The following is a 21,712-nucleotide window of genomic DNA, read 5'->3' on the forward strand; positions in this document are numbered from 1 at the left end:
AGGAATCTGATAAAACCTTGGTGGCGCTAGAGTTGAGCTTAGGAGAAACAAGAGGTATGCTGATTTGAATCACTTGTTTAAAAAGGATGTTTGAATGTCGTTTCCGCATTTATTAGAACCCTTAGATCTGGGCTTCACCCAGTTAAAAAACCGTGTGCTAATGGGCTCCATGCACACAGGTTTAGAAGAGGAAAAGGGCGGTTTTGAGAAACTGGCAGTATTTTATCAAGAACGTGCTCTAGGTGGAGTAGGTCTGATCGTCACTGGCGGGATCTCGCCAAACTTACGTGGCCGTCTTGCGCCTAACGGCTGCCAACTCAGTTTCCCCTGGCAAGTGTCTAAGCATAAGAAGATCACCAAGGCGGTGCATGACGCTGATGGCAAAATTTGCATTCAGCTGCTCCACGCCGGCCGCTATGGCTATCATCCTTTTTCTGTAGCGCCGAGCAAGATTAAGTCGCCTATTACCCCTTTTACGCCGACCGCCATGTCAGCCAGGCAAATTCGTGGCACCATCAAAGATTATGCGACCTCATCTGCCTTAGCGAAAAAGGCGGGCTACGACGGCGTAGAAGTCATGGGCTCCGAAGGCTATCTCATTAACGAGTTTATCTCAGCCAGCACTAACGTGCGTGATGATGATTGGGGCGGCAGTTTCGACAATCGGATTAAATTTCCACTGGAGATAGTTCGTAGCATACGCGAGAAAGTTGGCAAAGATTTTATCATCATTTTCAGGCTCTCCATGCTGGATCTGGTTGACAACGGCTCCTCATGGGAGGAGGTGGTTGATCTGGCTAAGCGACTCGAAAAAGAGGGCGTCAGCATCATCAATACCGGGATTGGTTGGCATGAGGCCAGAATCCCCACCATAGCCACCAGTGTGCCAAGAGGCGCGTTCGCCTGGGTCACAGAGAAACTCAAATCTGAAGTTTCGGTGCCGCTCATCGCCACTAACAGAATCAACACACCGGAAATTGCCGAACAGATCATCGCATCGGGTCAGGCCGACATGGTCTCCATGGCGAGACCTTTCTTAGCCGATCCGGACTTTGTCAATAAAGCCGCGGCTAATACGCCTGAACTTATCAATACTTGTATCGGTTGTAATCAGGCGTGTTTAGACCATGTGTTTGCCCGCAAACGTTCGACCTGTTTGGTTAACCCCAGGGCCTGTTATGAGACAGAGCTCAATTTCACACCGGCGCAGAAGAAGAAACGTATAGCGGTTATGGGCGCTGGACCTGCCGGCATGGCATTTTCTATCTACGCCGCCACTCGAGGCCACGAAGTGGTTTTGTTCGAAGCTAAATCTGAAGTTGGTGGCCAGTTTAACCTTGCCCGAAAAATTCCGGGTAAAGAGGAGTTTGACGAGACCATACGTTACTTCAAGGCCCAGATGAAGCTCAATAAGGTCGAGTTAAGACTCAATACCCGTTTGGACGCCTCAGTGGTTCGGGATGAGAAGTTTGATGAAATTGTGATGTCATCGGGTGTGGTGCCAAGAGAGCTCAAGATTGATGGCTTCGATGATCCCCGCGTCGTGGATTACCAGCAAGTGCTAAAAGGTGAAGTGAGCTTAGGTAAACGTGTCGCCTTGATTGGTGCCGGCGGAATTGGCTTCGATCTGGCTCATTTCATCTGTGAGGAGGAGTCTTCAACCTTGCAACCGGATAAATGGTTAAAGCAATGGGGCATAGATAAAGAGTATAAACACAGAGGGGGTCTGCGCCATGCCGATGATGCTAATGCTCTCGAGACTGAAACTGAGAACGGGCCTGAGGCCCATGAGATCTATTTACTGCAACGTAAGAGTACTAAGATGGGCAAAGATCTGGGTAAGACCACGGGATGGATCCATCGCTCTGTGCTGAAACAGCATAAGGTCAAAATGAAAACCGGGGTCAGCTACCGTAAGTTCGATAATCAGGGCTTGCACATATCGATTGATGATAAAGATGAGATATTAGCCGTGGACAATGTGGTTCTGTGTGCCGGTCAGGTATCCAATCGCACCTTGCTCGAAGAGATGCAAGCCACAGGCCTACCGGTTCATCTCATCGGTGGTGTCGACGTTGCGGCCGAACTGGATGCGAAACGCGCCATCAGGCAAGGTGCCGAGCTGGCCATCGCGTTATAACACAGATTGGTATAACAGGGTTTCAAGCTGGTAATTAAAGTCTGATAGAGATGTATCGATTCTGTCAGGCTTTTTTGTGTCTAATTAATCAGGATTAGGTTTGTTCCAGGATTATCACAGCGGCTGATATATAGAGGGCACTTACCGAACGTTTATGTAAAGCCAAGATCGCCAGTTACCTCGAGTAACCGTGAAATCACGCTTCTTTAAAGCATAGCAGTGCGCTGTCGCCACTTTGTTGTAATTGGAGGCGGCGGGGCTCGAACCCGTGTCCAAAAAGCCTACATCCTATCTAGCAGTCAGTAATCACGTATGATTTCAACAGTTTCAACATGTTACCATTTAACCTCTGTTAGAAAGCATTAGCCTTTCTAAATGGTTGCCGCCATTCTGTCGCCATTTTTGTAGGTAACTAACTCCCTGCCTGAGCTGTGTTAGTGCATGACGTAGCAATAACAGATACAAACACTATCCGGCAGAGATAAACACAATAAGCTGCGTGTACTAAGTAGTCGATATAGAATTACTTTATGTTTAGACAGCTAAACATATCTGTCAATTGATAGCAGTTACTCTGGTTGTATTTGCTTTGTTGACGACATTAACAAAAAGAGGTGGTAGCTATGGCAACTGCGTCATTCAATAAAGACTTTGTTGTTACTGACGAAAAGAGTATACAACAATTGAAGAGCGAACTTTGCAAGCCGCGCGTAGTGGAAGTAAAGAAGCGCGATCAGAAAAAAGATAAAGTCAAAGGGATCAGCTTATTAAGACAACGATTGTCAAGCTTGGACTTACTAGAAGAGTTTGGAAAAGAAGAAACTTCCAAGCTATTTTTAGATTTTACTTGCCCCAAAAAACCCGATGTAGAAGACTTCATCCGTTTTAAGTCCATCCGTTTTGAAGAAAGCGACAGTGTACGAACATACTTAATATTAAATGAAGAAGGCCTCATTCTGGCTTACTTTTCCATATCCTTTAAAGAATTGTATCTTGGCGGCTTCGAACTCGCGAAAACACAAGTTAAGAAGCTTGATGGAATGCGAAAGGATGTAGAAAGGCTTCGGGTCTTTTTGATAGGCCAACTAGCAAAGAACTATAGTGTCGACGACAACGTACTTACTCTTTAAGATATTTTAGATGAAGTGTATTGCGTCATTGACTTCTGGTTCGTTATTTCAAGCCTAAATTAAAAGAACATCGATATCGACGAATGAAGAGCGAGCTTCGACGTTTTCTCTCTATAGGCCGCTCTGTAAATGGGAATTTAGAAGTAAAATTGAATGAGATTCATCAATTACATTGCTGCCTGGAGCGGAATCTTACCGATGCTCAGAGATTATTTGATTTACTTGAAATCCTACGATGCGAGCAAGGCTTAGATAGCCGATTTGTCAATGAAACCGAGAGAAGAGTGCCAGGTTTTATTTACATGCTGCAAGAACATATCGAGAACGGGTTTAATGACGATGGCGAGCAGGTTTCCCCTATTTCATTATTCTTGGAGTCAGATAAAACTGGGGGATTGGTTGAGGCCATCGAACAGACAGAATTGTTTAGCGCTGAGATGAAGCAGTTAAATGAAGAAGCAAAACAAGGTCACATATTGCTTCATCCTATAAAAGTTAAGGCACTAGCTTAGTCTAAATAATTATCCCAGAAATTTCGGCGGTTCTGGCTTGCATGCTTCCCTTTAAAGAGGCATATGGTTGACATATGCTCGCGTTCTGTTACTCTGAGCATATGTTTAGCCTATGGTGACAAAGGAGTCTTTAATGAGAACTGTATCAATTTTTAAAAATGGTCGAAATCAAGCTATTCGATTACCTAAAGATATGGAATTTGATGGAGTGAGTGAACTTGAGATCATTAAAGATGGTGATAACGTCATCTTAAGACCTGTTCGACCAGATTGGTTGTCTTTTAATGGACAAGAAATGGCTGATAGTGATTTTATGACTGAGCGTGAGTCAGTCATCACTGATGAAGGGCGTTTTGAATTTTGAAAAAAACTACTTATATGTTGGACACCTGTATTTGCAGTTTCATTATGCGTGAGCAGCCTTTAAGTGTGCTTCAGCAACTGCAAAATGCAGTCAGTAGGCAAAATCGAATCGTTATATCGGTGATCACTTATGCTGAAATGCGATTCGGCACTATAGGTAAGAAAGCATCGCCTAAGCATACAATTCTTGTGGATGAGTTTTTAAAGCGTGTTGATGAAGTGCTTCCTTGGGATGTGAAAGCCGTAGACGCTACGACGGAAGTAAAACGTCAATTGATCTCAAAAGGTACACAGATAGGGCCGAATGATACAGCAATAGCAGGTCATGCTATTGCTTCTGGTTGTATTTTAGTGACTAACAATGTTCGTGAATTCAGACGTGTTGATTCATTAATTTATGAAGATTGGGCACATTGAGTATAAGTCTGTAATCATTGGTATTTAGGGTAGAAATTATGAACATGGTAGAGTGAGAGTCGGGTCAAAATGGATCGAAGTCTTTCAAGTTCGAAAACACCTGGGGGCAATGGTTCTGCTCACCAAGTAGTGGTTAACTTTAGTTCGGCGGGAAAGGCATCCTTTATTATCTGTGGTGTCCACTATGATTGTAATGCATCAGATTGTACTGGTCTGATAAAACCGGTGTTTTTCAAGGTAGTTGGCACTCTTCGCTTAAATTTTATGCTACTTTTTGCTTCTCTTCATCGGGCTCTTTATCTGGGTTCAACATTACCGCGCCGATAGGTTCACAATTCCTTATTCCGTTAGGCCAACGCATTGGATTTCTCTCTTGCGCAGCTTCAAGTACGGTTTTTCGATTGGACAAAATATCCCTATCTTGCATCGCATGCCGTTTGCCTGGAGAGACAAAATTGAGCTTGCTATGCTTATGCTCGTCATTATACCAAGTGACAAATTCTTCCACCCATTCACGAGCCTCTATTAAGCTATTAAAGCCTTTAGTAGGCCATTGTGGCCGGTACTTTAGCGTCCTAAATAATGACTCAGAATAAGGGTTATCATTACTCACACTCGGCCTGCTCAGTGAAGCCGTTACACCCAACTCCTCTAGCTTAGCTTTCATTGTCAGACACTTCATTGGCGCACCATTATCCGAGTGCAAAACCAGTGGCTGGTTAAAGCATTGTTCGCGTAGCATGTTTCGTTGCATTAGCTGGGCGGCAAGCTCACCACACTCCCGTTCATGGACTTCATATCCAACAATTTTACGGCTGTAAATATCTTCAAACATATACAGATAATAAAACTGACCTTTGATGACTGAGGCGCAATAAGTGATATCCCAAGACCAAATTTCATTTGGGCCTTTAGCCTGATAGGCCTCTGGTTTACTCCTTGCCGTGACCTGTCGACTACGGCCACGATGATTGACCTGTTCGTTGGCTTTCAGCACACGATAATATGTTGATTCAGAAGCGATATACACACCTTCATCTAATAGCGTTGGCACTATTTTCGATGGTGGCAAGCTGGAAAACCTTGGCTCATTGCACACATCTAATACTTGCTGACATTCGTGTTTTGTCAGCTTATTGGTAGGCTCAGGCCTCACTGCGCTGGCTCGTCGGTCAGCCTGTACTGTGCCTGCACGATACTAACGACGATAAGTCCGCTTACTCAGTAAGGCGACTTCACACGCTTTATCCAGCCTGGCACCGCTATGGTGAGCCTCTCGAATTAACTCGACTAATTTAACCCGCTCTGTTAGCTCTCCTCGTTGTCGTCTCCTCACAAGGCATTGAGCTTTTTTCTGAGCACCAATAACGCTGCGGTTTCAGCTAGCGCCTTATTTTTATATCGCAGCTCTCGTTTCAACGATTTTATCTAGGATTTATCTGCTTTAGCCTGAATTTTTATCTCTTTAGCTTGAGATTTACTCGACTGAAAACCACCTAAAAAATCTTGTTTCCACTCAAGAACTTGCTCTCTATATAAGCCCTTTTCTCGACAGTACTGGCTAATTTCAGCTTCTGACATCGGGGCTGTTTCGATAATGACTGCAAGCTTAGCTTCAGCAGACCATTCATCACTGGTTAATGTTTTACCTGGCACGGGTTGACCTTCTTTTCTGAGTTTATCGCGCCAATGATACAAGGTTTTAGAGGAGACACCTTCACTCAGTGCGACCTCTGCTACAGTCATGCTTTGGGGAGGCAATAACTTTTTAAGGATCGCTTCTTTACGTGCTTGTGAATATCGGGCCATCTAGCTCTCTGTTTACCGCCCCCTATATTGAATTAATGGATGATTTTAAGGGGTGACAACAATCCTGACACAGGGGGGAGCTTAGATGTTGCTACTTTGCGTTTTGAATTTCCAAGCATAATATTCTCACAATAAACAGCCTGAAAAATAGGCTTGAGGGGTAATTCTATCTACCTTCTTAATTCTTCTCGAGTGTGATTTTTTTTAATGTGCTACACGACGGGGTGCCGAAAAATGGTCTTCATCCATTTGGGGTCAGTATTCGGACTATCGGATTTTTGGTGATGGCGTCGTCCAGGTGATCGGGAGCGAAGTGGGCATAGCGCATGGTGTCTTTGATATCGGAGTGTCCGAGTATCTGTTTTAGTACCAAGATATTGCCGCCGTTCATCATAAAATGGCTGTCAAACGTGTGCCGTAAGATATGCGTCATTTGTCTATCAGGGAACTGTAAGCCGGTTCGCATTATCGCTTGCTCAAAGGATCTCCTGCAGGGCCTGAATAATGGACCACGTACTCTGGGGAGCATGTCTGCTAACTCTTGGGCAATCGGTACCGTGCGGTTCTTTTTACCTTTGGTTTTACAAAGGTGATCCGATTGTGTGCAATTTGACTGCCGTGCAGCCCCTCGGCCTCTGACCAACGACAGCCGGTGGCTAAACAAATGAGTACGATGGTTTTCAGGTGTTTATATTTAGCGTTGTCACACTCGGTTAAAATAAGTGGAATTTCTTCCGGGTAGAGGAACGCCAGCTCGATGTCTTCTATTTTAAATTTCTCAAGACCCTCTAGCGGGTTGGGGTGTCTCCATTCACCGAGTTTTTTAAGCGTAGTGAAGACTGTATTTAAATAGGCATGTTCATGATTGACCGTGTGCGGCTTCACTTTATTCTTATTGCCCTGGGCATCTTCCACTTCCCCATCGAGTCGCATTTGGCGATAGTTAGCAAAGTCATTGACGCAGATCTTACTGGCAACAGGGTCGCCCATGGCATGACTAATCATAGTTAATTTAGCCATGCGCTGTTCGGGTTTGGTCAATTGACGCCCGTGAAGATCATGCCACTTCTTTATCAATTCTGACAATCGGCGGTGATCGACCTTTTCACCTAGCCAGGGTTTGTCATCAACTTTCTTCATGGTGAATAGCTCAAACGCGGCAGCCTCACCTTTAGTGGCAAACTTTTTACGGATACGTTTACCGTGCCGTCCATGGGGGTAGCATTCACATAGCCACGGTTTGTTAGTGTCGTTTTTGAGATTACGGATAGACATAGTGATATCAACGCCAAAAGGAGTGGTGCTCAAAACTCATTGTCGAACTCAAAAATGTGCCTTTGAGTCGCAATAATGAGAGCCCGATTTTCTCTGCTCATTCGCTGAGGCGTTTTCCTACTACGCTCAACGTGCTGGCATTGATTGGTGTATTTGTAGGTCATAGTTTGGTTTCTTAATGGATAGACTCTGCCTATTTCATCTGTCAAAGCTTGTCCAATACTGTCAATTCTCTCAACGTCGACGTGTACGAATGTGAAGCCTCACATGGTCAATAATCAAAGCCTATCTGAGTGTACTCAGGCGACAGCATGTTGATTTGGTCCTCATTAGCAAAAAATAGCTGTGTTATATGCTAAGGGCAGCCAATCGCGGCAAACAGCTAACTGTATCCTTTCAGCACCGCTTGACGTTGCGTCAGCCAACTCATCTCTACTTGACGCAGCAGATTTTGCTCCTCAATCCATCGACCTATCCCCGTTGCCCCCGCCAGATAACGGCTACGGGCGATGGCTGCTGCCTGACGTGCAAGCACTAACTGCTGTTTTTGTACCGATTCTTGATCACGATTGAAGCGTAAGTTGCTGATGGCATCATCCACTTCCAGTAACGCTTTATATAAACGCTCGGTAAACGCCGTCTCGGCTTGCTGATAAGCTAAATTCGCCCGGCTTGCTGATTGGTGCGCTTTGCGGTACTCGAGAAAGGGGAGCGTCAATCCTGCCCCCAAGATTCAGTCGGTGATATTTTTGTTGAAGGTCATGAAGATGAGATGCTGGTTCAGGAATTCGATCACATCGTTACCGTGCCAACCGATCCACAGTCGGGTCAGCCTTCAGGTCAGCGTATCCACAAGCCATTTAAGTTCACAGTGGCACTGAATAAGGCCGTCCCGTTGATGTATAACTCATTGGCATCGGGTGAGAAGATCACCGAAGTTGAATTGAAGTGGTATCGCACTTCTGTTGAAGGTAAGCAAGAGCATTACTTCAGCACTAAGCTCGAAGGCGCCACTATCATCGACATTAAGTGTCACATGCCTCATTGTCAGGATCCAAGCAAGGCTGACTTCACTCAGCTGATCACTGTGTCTATGGCATACCGTAAGATCGATTGGGACCATACAACTGCAGGTACTTCAGGCTCAGATGATTGGCGTAAGCCGATCGAAGCTTAATCAGCCATTAAGTTAACTCATCCGTTGCCCCTATGTTTCGGCGTAATACTCGCTTGAACCCGTCGTTTAAGCCTGTCGTTCGGATCATAGGGGCGGCCAAATGAGAATAAGCAGGGGCTGATCACGCCCCTGCTTATTTTATTTTTCAAATGTTAATACCCAAGTAAAAGACCATAGCCTTTAGGGAAATGGATCGGTCCAGATAGGGAGGGTTATATTTCCCTAAAGATTATTTCAATCGGCATTTAGCAAGGCACAAGTTGGCTACATGCGCTTAGGATACAACATCAATAGATAAGGATATTGTCATGGGGCTTTTAGGATCAGGTTTACGTTTTCACTTCAGTGCCAAAGGTCTGGATGAAACCAGTTTAGATGTGGTTGATTTCAGCTTGACTGAGAGTTTGTCGACCCCATTTGAAGTGACGCTCAACCTGCTAAGCCGATTAGATGATCTCACCCCCGCGTCTATCGTAGACCAAACAGGCTTACTCACCTTGACGCTAGATGGCGATATACAGCGTCAGGTACACGGTATTGTGAGTCAATTCAGTAAAGGCGATACCGGCCACCATCATACGCAATACGAGCTGACCTTAGTGCCTGCACTGTCCAGACTTAAATTGAGACGCAACAGCCGAATTTTTCAACAAAAAAGCGTGCTGGATATTATGGCAACCTTGTTAGATGAGATGGGCCTAAAAGAGTATGGTTTTAACTGTGATCCAAGGTTCGAGTCTGAAGTGCGTGAGTACTGTGTCCAATATCGTGAGACCGATTTTGAGTTTATCAGTCGTCTGGCGGCTGAAGTGGGGTTGTTTTACTTTTTCGAACACACCAAAGACAGCCACACGCTGATATTTTGTGACAGCACCAGTAAATTAACCGGCCTGGCAGTGCCTTTTCCTTACAATGCTGTCAGTGGGGGAGTGATTGATGTTCCCTATGTTGAGGCGTTCAGCTTTCAACATCAAATTAAACCTGCCACTGTGACCCTTAAGGATCACAGCTTTAAGAAACCACAGTACAGTTTCCTGCAGACCAGTACGGGAAAAGAACTGGATTTTCAACGTCAGGATTACGAGCACTTCGACTATCCGGGACGCTATAAGGATGATGCCGCTGGGATCCCGTTCACTCAGGTGCGCCAAGAGTACCTGCGCCGTGATGCACAAGTTGCCAGTGGTAAAAGCAACATTATGCAGGCCATCTGCGGTTTTAAATTTGATCTGATGGAACACAGTGATAGCGCGCTAAATCGTGACTGGGTCATTACCGGGGTTAAGCATACCGGCGAACAGGGGGCCGCAGCGGAAGAGGCCAATACTCAAAAGCCTACTCGATATCATAATGAATTTACCGCCATTCCAGCCAGCTTACCCTGGCAGGCAAAACCGAATGCTAAACCTCTGGTTACTGGTCCTCAGATGGCCGTGGTGGTTGGACCTGAGAATGAAGAAATTTTTTGTGATGAATTTGGCCGGGTTAAGGTGCAATTCCCCTGGGATAGATACGGCTTATGCGATGACAAGTCCAGCTGTTGGATCCGTGTCAGTCAAGGCTGGGCGGGTGGCCAATATGGCATGATGGCCATTCCGCGTATCGGGCATGAAGTGATCGTGAGTTTCCTCGAAGGTGATCCTGATCAACCCATCATTACAGGGCGTGCTTTTCACGCAACGAATTTGCCTCCTTACATCTTACCCAACCATAAGACCCGCACGGTATGGCGGACCAATAGTCACAAGGGGGAGGGCTTCAATGAGTTACGCTTTGAAGATGAAGCCAGTCGCGAGCAGATTTATCTTCATGGTCAGAAAGACATGGACATCGTCATCAACAATATACACAGAGAAAATATTGGTTACGATCAGCATGTGACCGTAGATCACGATAAATTTGAACAGATAAAGAATCACCGACACACAACCATTGGTCAGGATGAACTTGGAGAGGTGGGACGGGATCATCAACTCCTTATCGGACGTAATTTTATCCATCGGGTGCTCGGCATGGTTAAGCGTTATATCGGTGGGGGGATCATCACTCAGATCGATGGCGCCAGTCAGACTAACATTGCCGCATCAGAAGAAAAAATCATTGGCGCTAGCCAGCAAATCAAAGTCAATAAAGACAGTTACCTTACAGCCAGCAAGATTATCTTAGATGCGGGGCAAGAGCTGACGATTAAAGGTCCAGGAGGCTTTATCAAGATCGACGCTGGCGGGGTCACCATCTCAGGTAACAAGGTCAAGATTAACGAAGGGGGATCACCGGGTGCCGGAACGGCGCCCAGTGCAGTGGCGCCAGATGAGCCCACTAAGCCGTCAATCCCAGAACCTGCCGACAAGCGATAAGGAGGTCTTATGCCTAAAGCAGCTCGGTTAGGGGATAATTGTGCCGGTCATGGCTGTATGCCCGCGACACCGATTAAGGCGGGAAGTGGTGATGTCAGCATTAATGGCATGCCTGCCGCACGGGAAGGGGATCCGGCGTTATTGCATGCCTGTCCGTGCCCGCATATGCCCCATGGTATCCATGGTCGTAGTATTTCAGCGGGCTCAGCTAATGTGTCGATCAATGGTAAACCGGCTGCCAGAGTCGGGGATGCACTAGGTTGTGGTGGCAAAGTCGCTGCTGGCTCTGGGGATGTCTTGATCGGCGATTCTCCCTACCAGTCGCCGTCACAAGCATGCGGTGAAAGTGCGGTAACCAATCATGCCCCCTTGCTGGCTCTCGCACCCATGCCGTCGTTAAAACCCATTGAATGGGGTCAGGCGGCGACGCAATTCATCAGTGCCGATTCTCCCGTGTCGACCGTGATGCAACGCAAGCAACGTTACCAGGCACGTAAGAAGCTTGCCAAGTCGACTGAAAACCAGCCCGGCCTTGAAGAGACAAGTGAGCGACTGGCATTTAACAATGACAGCATCTTACGCGCCGAAGCGGCACAATATGTCTACAGAGTGGATGAGAATCGACGAGATCCTGAGGAGTTTCCTTCATTACCTGAGGCACCATTGGGGCTGGAGTTACTCGACACCGCCGATATTCCCGGACTGGAGAATGCGGTGTTAATGGATGAGGATACAGGCTTTGGTGCCGCGCTGTTTAAGTCAGAGATAAATGATGAAACCATGCTAACTTATCGGGGCACCAATAATGGTGTCACAGGGGTAGATGATTGGCGAACCAACGGCGCCCAAGGTATGGGGAAACAGACAAAACAATATGATCAGGCAATGGATTTAGCTGATTTAGTATCTCAATCTTTGGATGTTGTGCTTGTTGGTCATTCATTGGGTGGTGGGCTCGCAGCGAGTGCAATCGGAGTGACTGGTATGGAAGGCTACACCTTTAATGCCGCGGGTTTACATGAAAATACGGTTAGCCGTCAGGGAGGGTTGAAAATGGAGCAAATTAATCAGCTGGTGCAGACTCAAGCCGTTGATGGTGAAGTGCTGACTTTACTACAAGGTAACAGAGGAATGCTGACTCCAATCCTTGCAGGGGCTGGCAGTATGCTGGGTGGCACTGTTGGTACCGCCATTGGTGGGGTGTTGGGGACAGCATTGCTTAACAAAGGTGCTGTACCTGAGGCGCCAGGTAATATGAGATCATTGGAAAGCATCGAGGGTGGCAGCCCCGTCACCCGACATGGGATGGATCAGGTGATTGCAGGCATTGAGTCGCAGAAAAAACAAGATATCAGCACTCTTTCACAGTATCACTGGGGGCAGTAATGGCATTGAAACGAACAATTACGCTTGGATTATCACTTTTATTGGGCCTTTTTTCGGCGTGCAGTGCAGGAGACACAAACATGAAAGCAGATCTTTTTTTCGAACCTGAGATGGTCTCTCTTTTAAACAGTATTCAGCAAGGTGATAAAAACCAGGCGCAAACCATCATTGATAATGATACTGATCTCAACATCTTGGGCAATGAAAGCATCACGCCTCTGTTGTGGCTGATTATGCAAAAAGACAAAAAGGCTGTCCAACTCGCCTTAGAGCTAGGTGCAGAGCCAAATTTTGAAAGGCCTAATGGTGATAACGCGATCAATTTTGTGGCTGGCGGGGATGATCCTGATTGGCTAAAGATGTTACTCGAAGCCGGGGGCGATCCCAATTCCATCGATAAAAATGGGATGCCTGCCATATTCGATGCCATAGGAGGAGAGCGTTGGGATGATATCCATACTCTGCTTGAATATGGTGCCAATGTAAATTTAAAGGATCGTAGCGGTCGAAATAGTGCACTTTACCCAGCCTATATTATGAAATTTGAGTTTGCTTATTTCTTTATCCAACAAGGCGCAGATGTAAACATATATGCCAGTACTGGTGCAAATCTCGCTTGGATGGTGGATGACAAGCTCAGTAGGGGGATCATTGGGGCGGACAGTATTAATTACCCTTGGGCAATGAAAATCAAGCAACATTTTATCGATCAAGGTGTTGAGTTTCCACCGCCTTCGCCTAAAGAAGTGCGTGCCATGTGGGACAAGAATGGTAAGCCTGAGTAGTCAATAATTAACTCTCAAGGAAGGTGCTATGAAAGGGATGATTCGCTCTGCAAGTTTATTGTTATTGAGCTTTTTCTCGGCGTACAGTGCAGGAGGCACTGATATGAAAGCAGATCTTTTTTTCGAACCTGAGATGGTCTCTCTTTTAAACAGTATTGGGCAAGGTGATAAAAAACAGGCGCAAATCATTATTGATAATGACATTGATCTCAACATCTTGGGCAATGAAAGCATCACGCCTCTGTTGTGGCTGATTATGCAAAAAGACAAAAAGGCCGTCCAACTCGCCTTGGAGTTAGGTGCAGAGCTAAATTTTGAAAGACCTAATGGTGATAACGCGATTAATTTTGTGGCTGGCGGGGATGATCCTGATTGGCTAAAGATGTTACTCGAAGCCGGGGGCGATCCCAATTCTATCGATAGGAATGGGATGCCTGCTATTTTCGATGCCATTGGCCCCGAACGTTGGGACGATATTAATATTCTTCTAGAATACGGTGCCGATGTAAATCTGAAAGATCGTAGCGGTCGAAATAGTGCACTTTACCCGGCATTTTTAAATAAGTATGAATTCGTTTATTTCTTTATCCAACAAGGAGCTGATGCTACAGCTTACATGTCGGGCAGATTTAAGAAGAACGGAAGTAGAAACCAAATCACCACCCCTGTAGTTAATAAGGCTACAGCCGTTATTACTTTAACAATCGATGAAATACCATAGATGGGTTCCCAGATCACCATAGCATTCGTCAGATGTGAAATACCACAAGCGAGAAAAATCACCGAGCCAGCGAGTAAAAAGAACCACGGATAGGGGAGATCTTTTCGATTTCGTACAAACACGATTACAGCGATGGTAATTGAAAAGTATGCTAATGCTGTGACGACATCAGATATCAGCGAAGTCCATAAGATCCCTGGCTGCCACAGGTAGCACATACCATGAGGCATAAATGTTTCATTATTAAAAAAAGTCACTGAACTCATCAGCTCAACCTTCATATTTAAGTCTATAGGATGGTCTTAATTATATAAGATGATAGTGGGACTCAACGTTAACTTTTACAATATGTGCATTATGTTAAAAGTTTAGCTGCTGGCGTATAGTCTACATATGGCTTACACGACGATGAAAAATAATAGCAAATAGGCAAAATTTGAAGAGTGATAACCATTTGGTGACCAATGGCCATAAGAGAAACTACTCAGCTTGTCAAAACAAAGAAAAATAACTTGAGTACGGAGCGAAAACCGGCTCTGTCGCAAAGATTGTATTACTCCAGCAACGGCTCCTTGGCCGAATAACCACTCTTGAACTGTCATTTTTTAAACATGTGCATCACTTCAAATCCTTTGACGGCCGCATAAACCGCCGCCACGCAAGGCTATTGGCCCCTTTTAGCAAGATTAAATATGGAACACTTTATGATTGAACAACACATAAGCTATAGGCCGGATTAACAATTAATAAGCGGTATCAAAGTATGAATCAAATCAACAATCGTTCTAAGATGCTCTCATACGCTACAGCTCTGAGTTCGAATAGACAGCAACAATCCAACGAAAAGAAGGCGAAAAAGAATGCAAGCTCACTCGTTACCAACTCGAAAGTTAGGGTTAAACGTGAGCATCCGGGGATCCAAATCACAAGTGCAGAACATCAGATGTCACTTATTGCGGGCAGCCATCACCTTCAAGCTCAAGAGCAAGCACCTATAAAAATACCCGACATGCCGCCTCATCAGGCAGAGGGGAAAAGAGGGCGTACTGTTAATGTTATGGAGCTAGACGGCGGACTAGAAAACAAAGACTATCTTTGGTTAAGAGCCACAATAAAAGAGCATACACGACCTCATCATTATTCCAAAAATGCCATCTCAGCTCTAGAGGCGGTAGCCGCAAGCGAAGACTTATCCTCTGGTAAAAAGCAAGCCTTACAAATCTGGTTAACCGAATATAAAAATGATTTTGGTGTCGATAAGAAAGCACTGGAAAAAGCGTTGCAGGGTTTTCCGAAACTTGCCGATCGTCATGATGAAATGTTGAATGTATATGACGGGAAAACAACCTTCGCAATGACCATTCAGGAATTGATTACTTCTGAGTCCTTACGCTCATCATTGCAATATGGAACTTTTCGAGACTGGTCTTATTTGGGTAAAGAAAAATTGTCTTCACTTGTACTAAGGTATAAAGATGCTATAGACATTAATCAAAGAGCCACAATAGAAAAAGCATTGACGGATGTGGGGATCGACGCTCGTTATGATGACATTTTGGAGATAGATGATGGAAACATAACAATTGCAACGACCTTCCTGGAGTTGTTTTCTTCTCTATCTAAAGAAGGCTTCGAGTCTCTGTTAAACAAGTATAAAAACCATCAAAGCATGATACATGACATACAAAGAGAATTTAAGTTAGGCGTGTCTCAGCTTGGAGAGGCAACACCACTCTATTTCCATCCAGAATCTAGCTATCAAGACGTGTATGAAGCTAGATATGAGCGATTAACGATTTCCTCTGAAGAGCCAATTGAGGGATTTGAAGCTGAATTAAGGCACCTTTCCACTCTATTATCGGATTCACCTCGAGCGCCTGAAAATAATTATCTCTCAACCTATGCAAGGGCAAGGACCCACAATATCGCAACGGCTAACAATGGCATTGATAGCTACCTTTTCAAAGGGTTGGACATCGACCATTTCTTTAATTCGTACCTCATTTACACCTATATTGATAAAGGCAGAACCGAGCGTGATATCATAAGTGTTAATGATTACCTTGGTAGCATTGCCACTCAACATTCTATTACAACCCGCAAAGATGTGAATATTTTATGGCCAAAAGAGATTAACCGGTCACTGCAAGTATTTTTGGAGGAGGAAAAAGGAAATATTGCCGAATTTCCCAAGTTCATGGATAAATGGCGAAAAGTAGAAAGTCAAAAAAGTAGCTTATCAACCAAGATCCCATCACTTAGAAAGGCCTTTCAAAACACCTTAAATGACTTAGCCTCAGGGCATAACTTATTCGATGAGGTATTGGTTGAATATCGCGCTAAGGTTGATGATATGAATCTCCAAGCAGGAATAAGTATACTTTCACCTACACAAGAAAAAACATTTACAATCGCGGATATCCTTATGGGTAAAGAGCGTGAATGGCGAGCGTCGAATCTTGGTTACCGAGAGCGAGACTCAAAAGTTCTTTCTTCTAATGTTTCGCCTGAGCTATTTCAAGAGCTTAAAAATGTGGATATACAGAATAGCTACATGATTCAGCTTACAGAAATAAAAAATAGTGGGCCATTTAAACAAGAATTCTATGCTTATGTTGAGTCGGTTATTGAATTGCATGGACTGGACAAAAATAAGCACTACAGCATCCAAAATGCGCCTATGTTACTGATATTCCCTGATTCAAAAGGGGGCCGAGACTTGCCGGTACGTACTCCGTCGGTCTGAGCCCTGAGCATAGTCCTATCAAAGTGGTGTCCTTAGCGACCAATCAAGCCTATTCATTTCCCTCAATAAATGACTTCATTGATGCCGCTAAAAAAGAGGGTCAACTACGTGATTGGGTCACGATGCATTTCCCGTTAGACTCAGATGCTAACGACGATGACATGGCCAGTACCCTCTCAATGGGAGCCGGTGATTATTCGTATTTGTTTGAAGGCACAATAGACCAGTACGTCAAAAATATGGATATATTGATCAGGTCTCATTCAGAAGCCAATGCGCTAAAATTCTTTGAAGTTCTCGAGACTACAAGCCCCCTTTTATTGGCACCGGCTTTAGTTATGAGTCCATTTTCGGGCTTTGTATACGGCTCAGCGTTAATTGCAGCGCCACATCTGGGCAGAGCCGCGATTAGTGATACCCAAGACGAACGTGATAATCACTTAAAAAATGCCGGGATTGCAGTTGCCATGGAGGCGGCGTTTGAAGGAGGGGTTTATTTGGCTGGCAAAGGGCTTGGGCGTATTATTGGTAACCTAACAACACCAGTCAAAATTTCAGCTGACGGAGCGGAAAGGCTGGCAAGGACACGCAAGGGGACGTTTGAAGTGTCTTCTAATGAGGGTATAAACTGGCAAAATGGGACCAACAAAGAATATATTGCATGGCGCAATCATATTGAAATGGAGCCACGGACTGTTGAGTTGTCTATTATTGGGGACGATGATGGTCATCTCTTAACCGCTCCCTCAACCGCTTCTCAATTAGCCCCCCCCGTAAAGTAAAAGGCTTTTTTACGTATTTTTGGAATATACGTGAACTCGATTTGATTGCAAGAGAGACCGAGAATCAGCTTCGATTACTGAGCTTTTCAGCAAAAAAAATATCAGGATACACAGCCTTAAATATCACAAGAGAAATATCTGTTTCTGGGGTTAATTATGCTATGGGGATTGTTCCAGGCATACCCGGGGTGCATAGCATCATCGCTGGTACACCGGGGTCCCTATCAGGGGGCTGGGTAATTTGATGATTAAAAAGACACTTAAAGCAGATTTATCATTCCAAATTAAAAAAGGCTCTAGTATTATTTCTTCTTCAAAAGACACGGCTAGGGATCTAACTTTTGCAGGAGGCACATCCCATAGTTTTCCGATGGCCCCCACTGATGCAGTAAGAGCCGTAGCCTCCAGAAACTTTGTCATTGAAAATATAGATAATGCAACAGCACGCATTTACAAAAAAGATGCCGTTGCACGCGATATACTCGAGCAGTTGCCTTTAATGCGACAGGTTGTGGAAAATAAAGCAAAGAAAGCTCGTACCGCAGTGCTGTCTATGCCTAGTAGTGATTCTCGAATGATTAGGCTTCAAGAAATTAAGGTAAGAGAGAAAGCAGCATTAGTGAATATTAATAAGCTTGAAGATAAGGCTCAACAGCTGGCTTACCCAATACAATATTTACAAGATAAAGGCATGGTTCCTGAACCTAAAGGTGACACTCTAGCGGCAGTATTGAGAGACAGGCCTAAACCTACAGGTGGTCATCTGTCTTACATTGATGAGTAACGATTCGGCTAACTTCCAGATCCTCCACTAAGCGAAACTCTTATAAGGATTCTCTGACTAAAAGAACGGTTTGTCACCATTCTCCTCTGTAACCCTTGCCATTACTAAGCTGCAGCCAAAAAATCGGTTTCAGAATCACTCATCAAATAATCAGTAACTTATTGAATATTAATAGAAATGCTTCGGCTGTAAAATTCATGTTTTCCATTGAAGCTGATGCGACGTCATAACGCTATAATTTAATTGGTTTATCTAAAATATACTTTCCTATAAAATGACAGTCAGGAATAAGCCATAGAGAAAGTTAGTGCCACTGAGTGTTGGTAAATCGACCTGTTAGGAAACGTAGGGCTGGATTCAATTATTGAATGTCACCATGTCTTCTTCTGTTAACCCTAATGCCTGCATTAACTGCTCATGTTCCAAGCGCGCCTTAATACTGAGAGCAGTCTGATTGATTTTTAGTTCTGCCTTAGTTCTTCGCTCTGATTTACGCTGTACTTTGTTGGTTTCACTGTAGATAGCGAGGTTCTGTGCATCGATAGTTGAAATAGGCATAAAAGTTGTCTCTAGCTGGTATAAAGGGGGGATTGTACGTAAACATATAGGCCGAAATGTAACGCTTATGTTTCATTATCCTTCCTGTGACATCGATATACCAAGAAGTCCAGTTGCCGTAACCGCCGATAGTTCCGTCACACCATTCATATGCGAGTAGTGCTATATATTGAACATATCACTACTTGAAAAAGTGGTGAACTTCAGAGGCTAAAAACAAATTTTGCGCGTTTAATCTTACTGTATCACAAATCGAAAACAATGACTTCATCGACGAACTCCTCGCAATATTTGCAGGCTATCGTGGTTTTATGTCTGCGTTTGAGATAACAGAACGTCAGGAGTTTGATGATGAAGAAGCTGCCAAGCGTAATATAGAGAGACTTCAGTCAAGCGGCTATCAAATCAAGCTAGACGACGCCGGTACCGGCTATGGCGGGTTTAGCTACTTCCTGCACTTTAATATTGATACCGTCAAAATCGACAAAATGTTTATTGATGTCATTGGCCATGATGAGGTAAAAATGAGTGTCCTTAACGCCATCATTGAGATGGCCAAATCACTCAACTTAACCATTATCGCTGAAGGTGTCGAGACACAAGCCCAGGTTGATTATTTATCAGAAAAGGAAGTCGATTTACTGCAAGGTTATTATTTTCTAAACCAGTACCTTATGCCCAACTGAATATCACCTCACCGATGGAGCGCCCCATGGTTAGTGGGGCTAACGTTAACGAGGGTCTGTCAGCAAGCCATCCTAATTGTCGCTCTATAGACCACCATGCTAGGCCGCAATAAATTCTTGTTCAACTAAGCTATAGCCTTTACCGCGTAAACTCTTTATGGCACTTTCAGGAATGTTGGCGGCTTTTAATTTTTTACGAAGTCGACAGATAATCAAATCTATACTTCTGCTCCAGCCATCATATGCATACCCATTAAGTATGTATGATATTTCGTCTCGGTTGACCAGACTGTTCTTATGGCGCATCAGGAAGTTGAGTAATCTACTCTCTTTCTTCTGCAGCTCAATGATTTCTCCATTGACATTACACTGACCAAGCTCCGAGTGTAGAATGATATTATTGATCGACACGACATCACTCGATGCCTCTGGTTGAACTTCCGTCGCAGACTGTTGATTTAACAGACGACTCACTCTGGTATACAGCACATTCATGCCCCGCTGTTTGTTTATAAAGTCATCTCCACCACTTTCTAGCGCTTTGATTTCCATCTCTTCAGTTGCTACCGATGAATAAAAGATGACAGGGCAAAAGCTAATACTCTTCAGCTTTTGAATGATAGACACACCTGAATCCGTGGGCAAAGTGACATCTAAAATGATGATGTCGATTTTCTTATCTGCTGCATACATGAATGCGGCACCAGAATCAAAAGCTTGATAGGCGATGTAACCTTTACGCTCAAAGAAGCTGGTCATGAGGCGTGATGTAAATAGATCATCTTCGACGATCAGTATTGTTTTCGCTTTCATATTGTTTACTCCTAAAAGACTAAGTTTTTGCTATAGGAGTCATTTTGTGTGAGAAAACGGTGTGAATACAGTAAAGGGTTATGAAGTTTTTCATCAAAAAAAAGGAATTTAGATACACTTAAGAAACAAAAGGTTGAGGGGAATAATGGTCGAGATAATATCTCAATTATGTGAAATTAAGTCTCAATTATTTTTTGACTGCCATATTTGCTAGCAAATTAAGGTTTTACAAGGGCTCAAGCGGAAGAACCCAATTAAGATTAGAAGAGTTTTTATCAAAATCTCCGGTTCTGTCGCATCTTGAAGTTTAAGAAATGATCTACATACAGAATTTGATAAGTAGATGATAAATAGTCAAGCCCTGCAGTGGTGCTAAGCTGGTTTTTTATTTGGTATGTGAATTTCTCCTATGGCCTTAAGTTTCGCAAAAAACAGTTTCCTTCAGCCACAATCCTGATGACCGTTCGATGGTATGTTGCTTATAAGCTGAGTTATCGCGATATCGAAGAGTTACTCGCTGAACGTGGTGTTCACGTCGATCACGCGATACTCCATCGCTGGGTGTTGGAATATGCTCCTTTGCTGGAAGCTGTGTTTCGTCACGGCAAGAAGCGCTCAGTGTCTGGCTCGTGGCGAATGGATGAAACGTATATCAAAGTTAAAGGCCTTTGGTTTTACCTGTACCGAGCCGTCGATAAATACGGCGACACTATCGATTTTATGTTAAGTGAAAAGCGAGATGAAGCTGCCGCCAGAGACTTCTTTAACAAAGCTATCGGGCAGCATGGCTTACTAGAGAAGGTGGTCATTGATAAAAGTGGAAGTAACAGCGCGGCTCTGGATAACTTGAATTGGCAGCTTTGGTTCGCCGGTATGGCCGCTTATATTATCGAAGTGTTGCAGGTGAAATACCTCAATAATATCGTAGAGCAGAGTCACCGAGCGGTAAAGTGGAAGATGCGTACTGCCCTTGGATTCAAATCGATGGCTGGGGCTGAAGCTACGATAGCGGGTGTCGAGTTATGGCAAATGCTTCGTAAAGGTCAGATGAAAGATGCTGGTGAAATGACGCTATGGGAGCAATTCTATTCTTTCGCGGCTTAACCATGTCTGGAGGATACTGCGATCACTTCATTTCCCGAAGATGCGACAGAACCGTTATTAGGGCTCTGTTGCAAAAATTGCTCTTAGCCAGAAAGTGCTCCGATTATCTGGTAAATTATTAATAATTTACCAGATAATCGGTAATGTATACGGATCTCGATCATGCT

Annotated in this window: 20 protein-coding genes and 2 pseudogenes; 15 read left to right on the forward strand and 7 right to left on the reverse strand. The window is 44.3% G+C overall.

Features of this window, described 5'->3' with window-relative positions; all coding sequences use genetic code 11:
- Nucleotides 1-94 precede the first annotated feature (94 nt).
- The 5 genes from FM037_RS13215 to FM037_RS13235 all read left to right on the forward strand — a co-directional run bounded on the left by FM037_RS13215 (nucleotide 95) and on the right by FM037_RS13235 (nucleotide 4,562).
- Entirely contained in the window at nucleotides 95-2,140 is a 2,046-nt protein-coding gene (locus tag FM037_RS13215) for an oxidoreductase (protein ID WP_144046391.1), read from the forward strand.
- Nucleotides 2,141-2,763: 623 nt separating this feature from the next.
- Nucleotides 2,764-3,270, forward strand: coding sequence for a hypothetical protein (locus FM037_RS13220; protein WP_144046392.1), 507 nt, complete (start codon nucleotides 2,764-2,766; stop codon nucleotides 3,268-3,270).
- Nucleotides 3,271-3,305: 35 nt separating this feature from the next.
- The gene (locus FM037_RS13225; protein WP_144046393.1) at nucleotides 3,306-3,782 is read left to right on the forward strand and encodes a DUF2913 family protein; all 477 of its coding nucleotides are present in this window, start codon (nucleotides 3,306-3,308) and stop codon (nucleotides 3,780-3,782) included.
- 133 nt (nucleotides 3,783-3,915) lie between these two features.
- The gene (vapB, locus tag FM037_RS13230; RefSeq protein ID WP_144046394.1) at nucleotides 3,916-4,146 is read left to right on the forward strand and encodes a type II toxin-antitoxin system VapB family antitoxin; all 231 of its coding nucleotides are present in this window, start codon (nucleotides 3,916-3,918) and stop codon (nucleotides 4,144-4,146) included.
- Entirely contained in the window at nucleotides 4,143-4,562 is a 420-nt protein-coding gene (locus FM037_RS13235; protein WP_229381181.1) for a type II toxin-antitoxin system VapC family toxin, read from the forward strand. The genes vapB and FM037_RS13235 overlap by 4 nt, the downstream gene beginning before the upstream one ends.
- Nucleotides 4,563-4,824: 262 nt before the next feature.
- Here FM037_RS13235 and FM037_RS13240 read toward each other — a convergent pair.
- The 4 genes and pseudogenes from FM037_RS13240 to FM037_RS13250 all read right to left on the reverse strand — a co-directional run bounded on the left by FM037_RS13240 (nucleotide 4,825) and on the right by FM037_RS13250 (nucleotide 8,364).
- A pseudogene (locus tag FM037_RS13240) lies at nucleotides 4,825-6,371 on the reverse strand (IS3 family transposase).
- 241 nt (nucleotides 6,372-6,612) lie between these two features.
- Complete coding sequence (locus FM037_RS29445; protein WP_229381182.1) at nucleotides 6,613-6,837, reverse strand: tyrosine-type recombinase/integrase; 225 nt, start codon at nucleotides 6,835-6,837, stop codon at nucleotides 6,613-6,615.
- Nucleotides 6,838-6,905: 68 nt separating this feature from the next.
- The gene (locus FM037_RS13245) at nucleotides 6,906-7,679 is read right to left on the reverse strand and encodes a phage integrase (protein WP_229381183.1); all 774 of its coding nucleotides are present in this window, start codon (nucleotides 7,677-7,679) and stop codon (nucleotides 6,906-6,908) included.
- A 349-nt stretch (nucleotides 7,680-8,028) separates the two neighbouring features.
- Nucleotides 8,029-8,364, reverse strand: coding sequence for a TolC family protein (locus tag FM037_RS13250; protein ID WP_185977024.1), 336 nt, complete (start codon nucleotides 8,362-8,364; stop codon nucleotides 8,029-8,031).
- Between FM037_RS13250 and FM037_RS13255 the strand changes: the two genes are divergently transcribed.
- The 5 genes from FM037_RS13255 to FM037_RS13275 all read left to right on the forward strand — a co-directional run bounded on the left by FM037_RS13255 (nucleotide 8,329) and on the right by FM037_RS13275 (nucleotide 14,072).
- A complete protein-coding gene (locus tag FM037_RS13255; RefSeq protein ID WP_324617125.1) occupies nucleotides 8,329-8,823 on the forward strand; it encodes an Hcp family type VI secretion system effector in 495 nt (164 codons plus the stop codon). The genes FM037_RS13250 and FM037_RS13255 overlap by 36 nt on opposite strands.
- Before the next feature lie 308 nt (nucleotides 8,824-9,131).
- The gene (locus tag FM037_RS13260) at nucleotides 9,132-11,180 is read left to right on the forward strand and encodes a type VI secretion system Vgr family protein (RefSeq protein ID WP_144046396.1); all 2,049 of its coding nucleotides are present in this window, start codon (nucleotides 9,132-9,134) and stop codon (nucleotides 11,178-11,180) included.
- A 9-nt stretch (nucleotides 11,181-11,189) separates the two neighbouring features.
- Nucleotides 11,190-12,566 carry a PAAR domain-containing protein gene (locus tag FM037_RS13265; protein WP_144046397.1) on the forward strand — a complete coding sequence of 459 codons (1,377 nt, stop codon included), beginning with the start codon at nucleotides 11,190-11,192 and terminating at the stop codon, nucleotides 12,564-12,566.
- Nucleotides 12,567-12,646: 80 nt separating this feature from the next.
- Nucleotides 12,647-13,351 carry an ankyrin repeat domain-containing protein gene (locus FM037_RS13270; RefSeq protein ID WP_144046398.1) on the forward strand — a complete coding sequence of 235 codons (705 nt, stop codon included), beginning with the start codon at nucleotides 12,647-12,649 and terminating at the stop codon, nucleotides 13,349-13,351.
- Between the two features lie 28 nt (nucleotides 13,352-13,379).
- Nucleotides 13,380-14,072, forward strand: a complete 693-nt coding sequence (locus tag FM037_RS13275) for an ankyrin repeat domain-containing protein (protein ID WP_144046399.1) — start codon at nucleotides 13,380-13,382, stop codon at nucleotides 14,070-14,072.
- Here the strand turns inward: FM037_RS13275 and FM037_RS30545 are convergent.
- Nucleotides 13,964-14,353: a hypothetical protein gene (locus FM037_RS30545; RefSeq protein ID WP_456114957.1), complete on the reverse strand. Its 390-nt coding sequence runs from the start codon at nucleotides 14,351-14,353 to the stop codon at nucleotides 13,964-13,966. The two genes, FM037_RS13275 and FM037_RS30545, sit on opposite strands and share 109 nt — an antisense overlap.
- A 482-nt stretch (nucleotides 14,354-14,835) precedes the next feature.
- Here FM037_RS30545 and FM037_RS13280 point away from each other — a divergent pair, with 482 nt between their 5' ends.
- The 3 genes from FM037_RS13280 to FM037_RS13290 all read left to right on the forward strand — a co-directional run bounded on the left by FM037_RS13280 (nucleotide 14,836) and on the right by FM037_RS13290 (nucleotide 18,384).
- Entirely contained in the window at nucleotides 14,836-16,818 is a 1,983-nt protein-coding gene (locus FM037_RS13280; protein WP_144046400.1) for a hypothetical protein, read from the forward strand.
- Nucleotides 16,819-16,844: 26 nt separating this feature from the next.
- The gene (locus tag FM037_RS13285; RefSeq protein ID WP_144046401.1) at nucleotides 16,845-17,600 is read left to right on the forward strand and encodes a hypothetical protein; all 756 of its coding nucleotides are present in this window, start codon (nucleotides 16,845-16,847) and stop codon (nucleotides 17,598-17,600) included.
- 244 nt (nucleotides 17,601-17,844) lie between these two features.
- A complete protein-coding gene (locus FM037_RS13290; protein ID WP_144046402.1) occupies nucleotides 17,845-18,384 on the forward strand; it encodes a hypothetical protein in 540 nt (179 codons plus the stop codon).
- Nucleotides 18,385-18,741: 357 nt separating this feature from the next.
- On the opposite strand, the gene FM037_RS13295 is transcribed toward FM037_RS13290, so the two are convergent.
- Nucleotides 18,742-18,942 carry a hypothetical protein gene (locus tag FM037_RS13295; RefSeq protein ID WP_144046403.1) on the reverse strand — a complete coding sequence of 67 codons (201 nt, stop codon included), beginning with the start codon at nucleotides 18,940-18,942 and terminating at the stop codon, nucleotides 18,742-18,744.
- A 230-nt stretch (nucleotides 18,943-19,172) separates the two neighbouring features.
- Here FM037_RS13295 and FM037_RS13300 point away from each other — a divergent pair.
- Nucleotides 19,173-19,628: pseudogene (locus FM037_RS13300) on the forward strand (EAL domain-containing protein); the annotation flags it as partial.
- A gap of 99 nt (nucleotides 19,629-19,727) precedes the next feature.
- Here the strand turns inward: FM037_RS13300 and FM037_RS13305 are convergent.
- Entirely contained in the window at nucleotides 19,728-20,441 is a 714-nt protein-coding gene (locus FM037_RS13305; RefSeq protein ID WP_144046404.1) for a response regulator transcription factor, read from the reverse strand.
- A 396-nt stretch (nucleotides 20,442-20,837) separates the two neighbouring features.
- Here FM037_RS13305 and FM037_RS13310 point away from each other — a divergent pair, with 396 nt between their 5' ends.
- Complete coding sequence (locus FM037_RS13310; protein WP_267874893.1) at nucleotides 20,838-21,545, forward strand: IS6 family transposase; 708 nt, start codon at nucleotides 20,838-20,840, stop codon at nucleotides 21,543-21,545.
- Nucleotides 21,546-21,712: the final 167 nt, after the last annotated feature.

Origin of the sequence: Shewanella psychropiezotolerans (genome assembly GCF_007197555.1) — a bacterium.
Lineage (GTDB): Bacteria > Pseudomonadota > Gammaproteobacteria > Enterobacterales > Shewanellaceae > Shewanella > Shewanella psychropiezotolerans.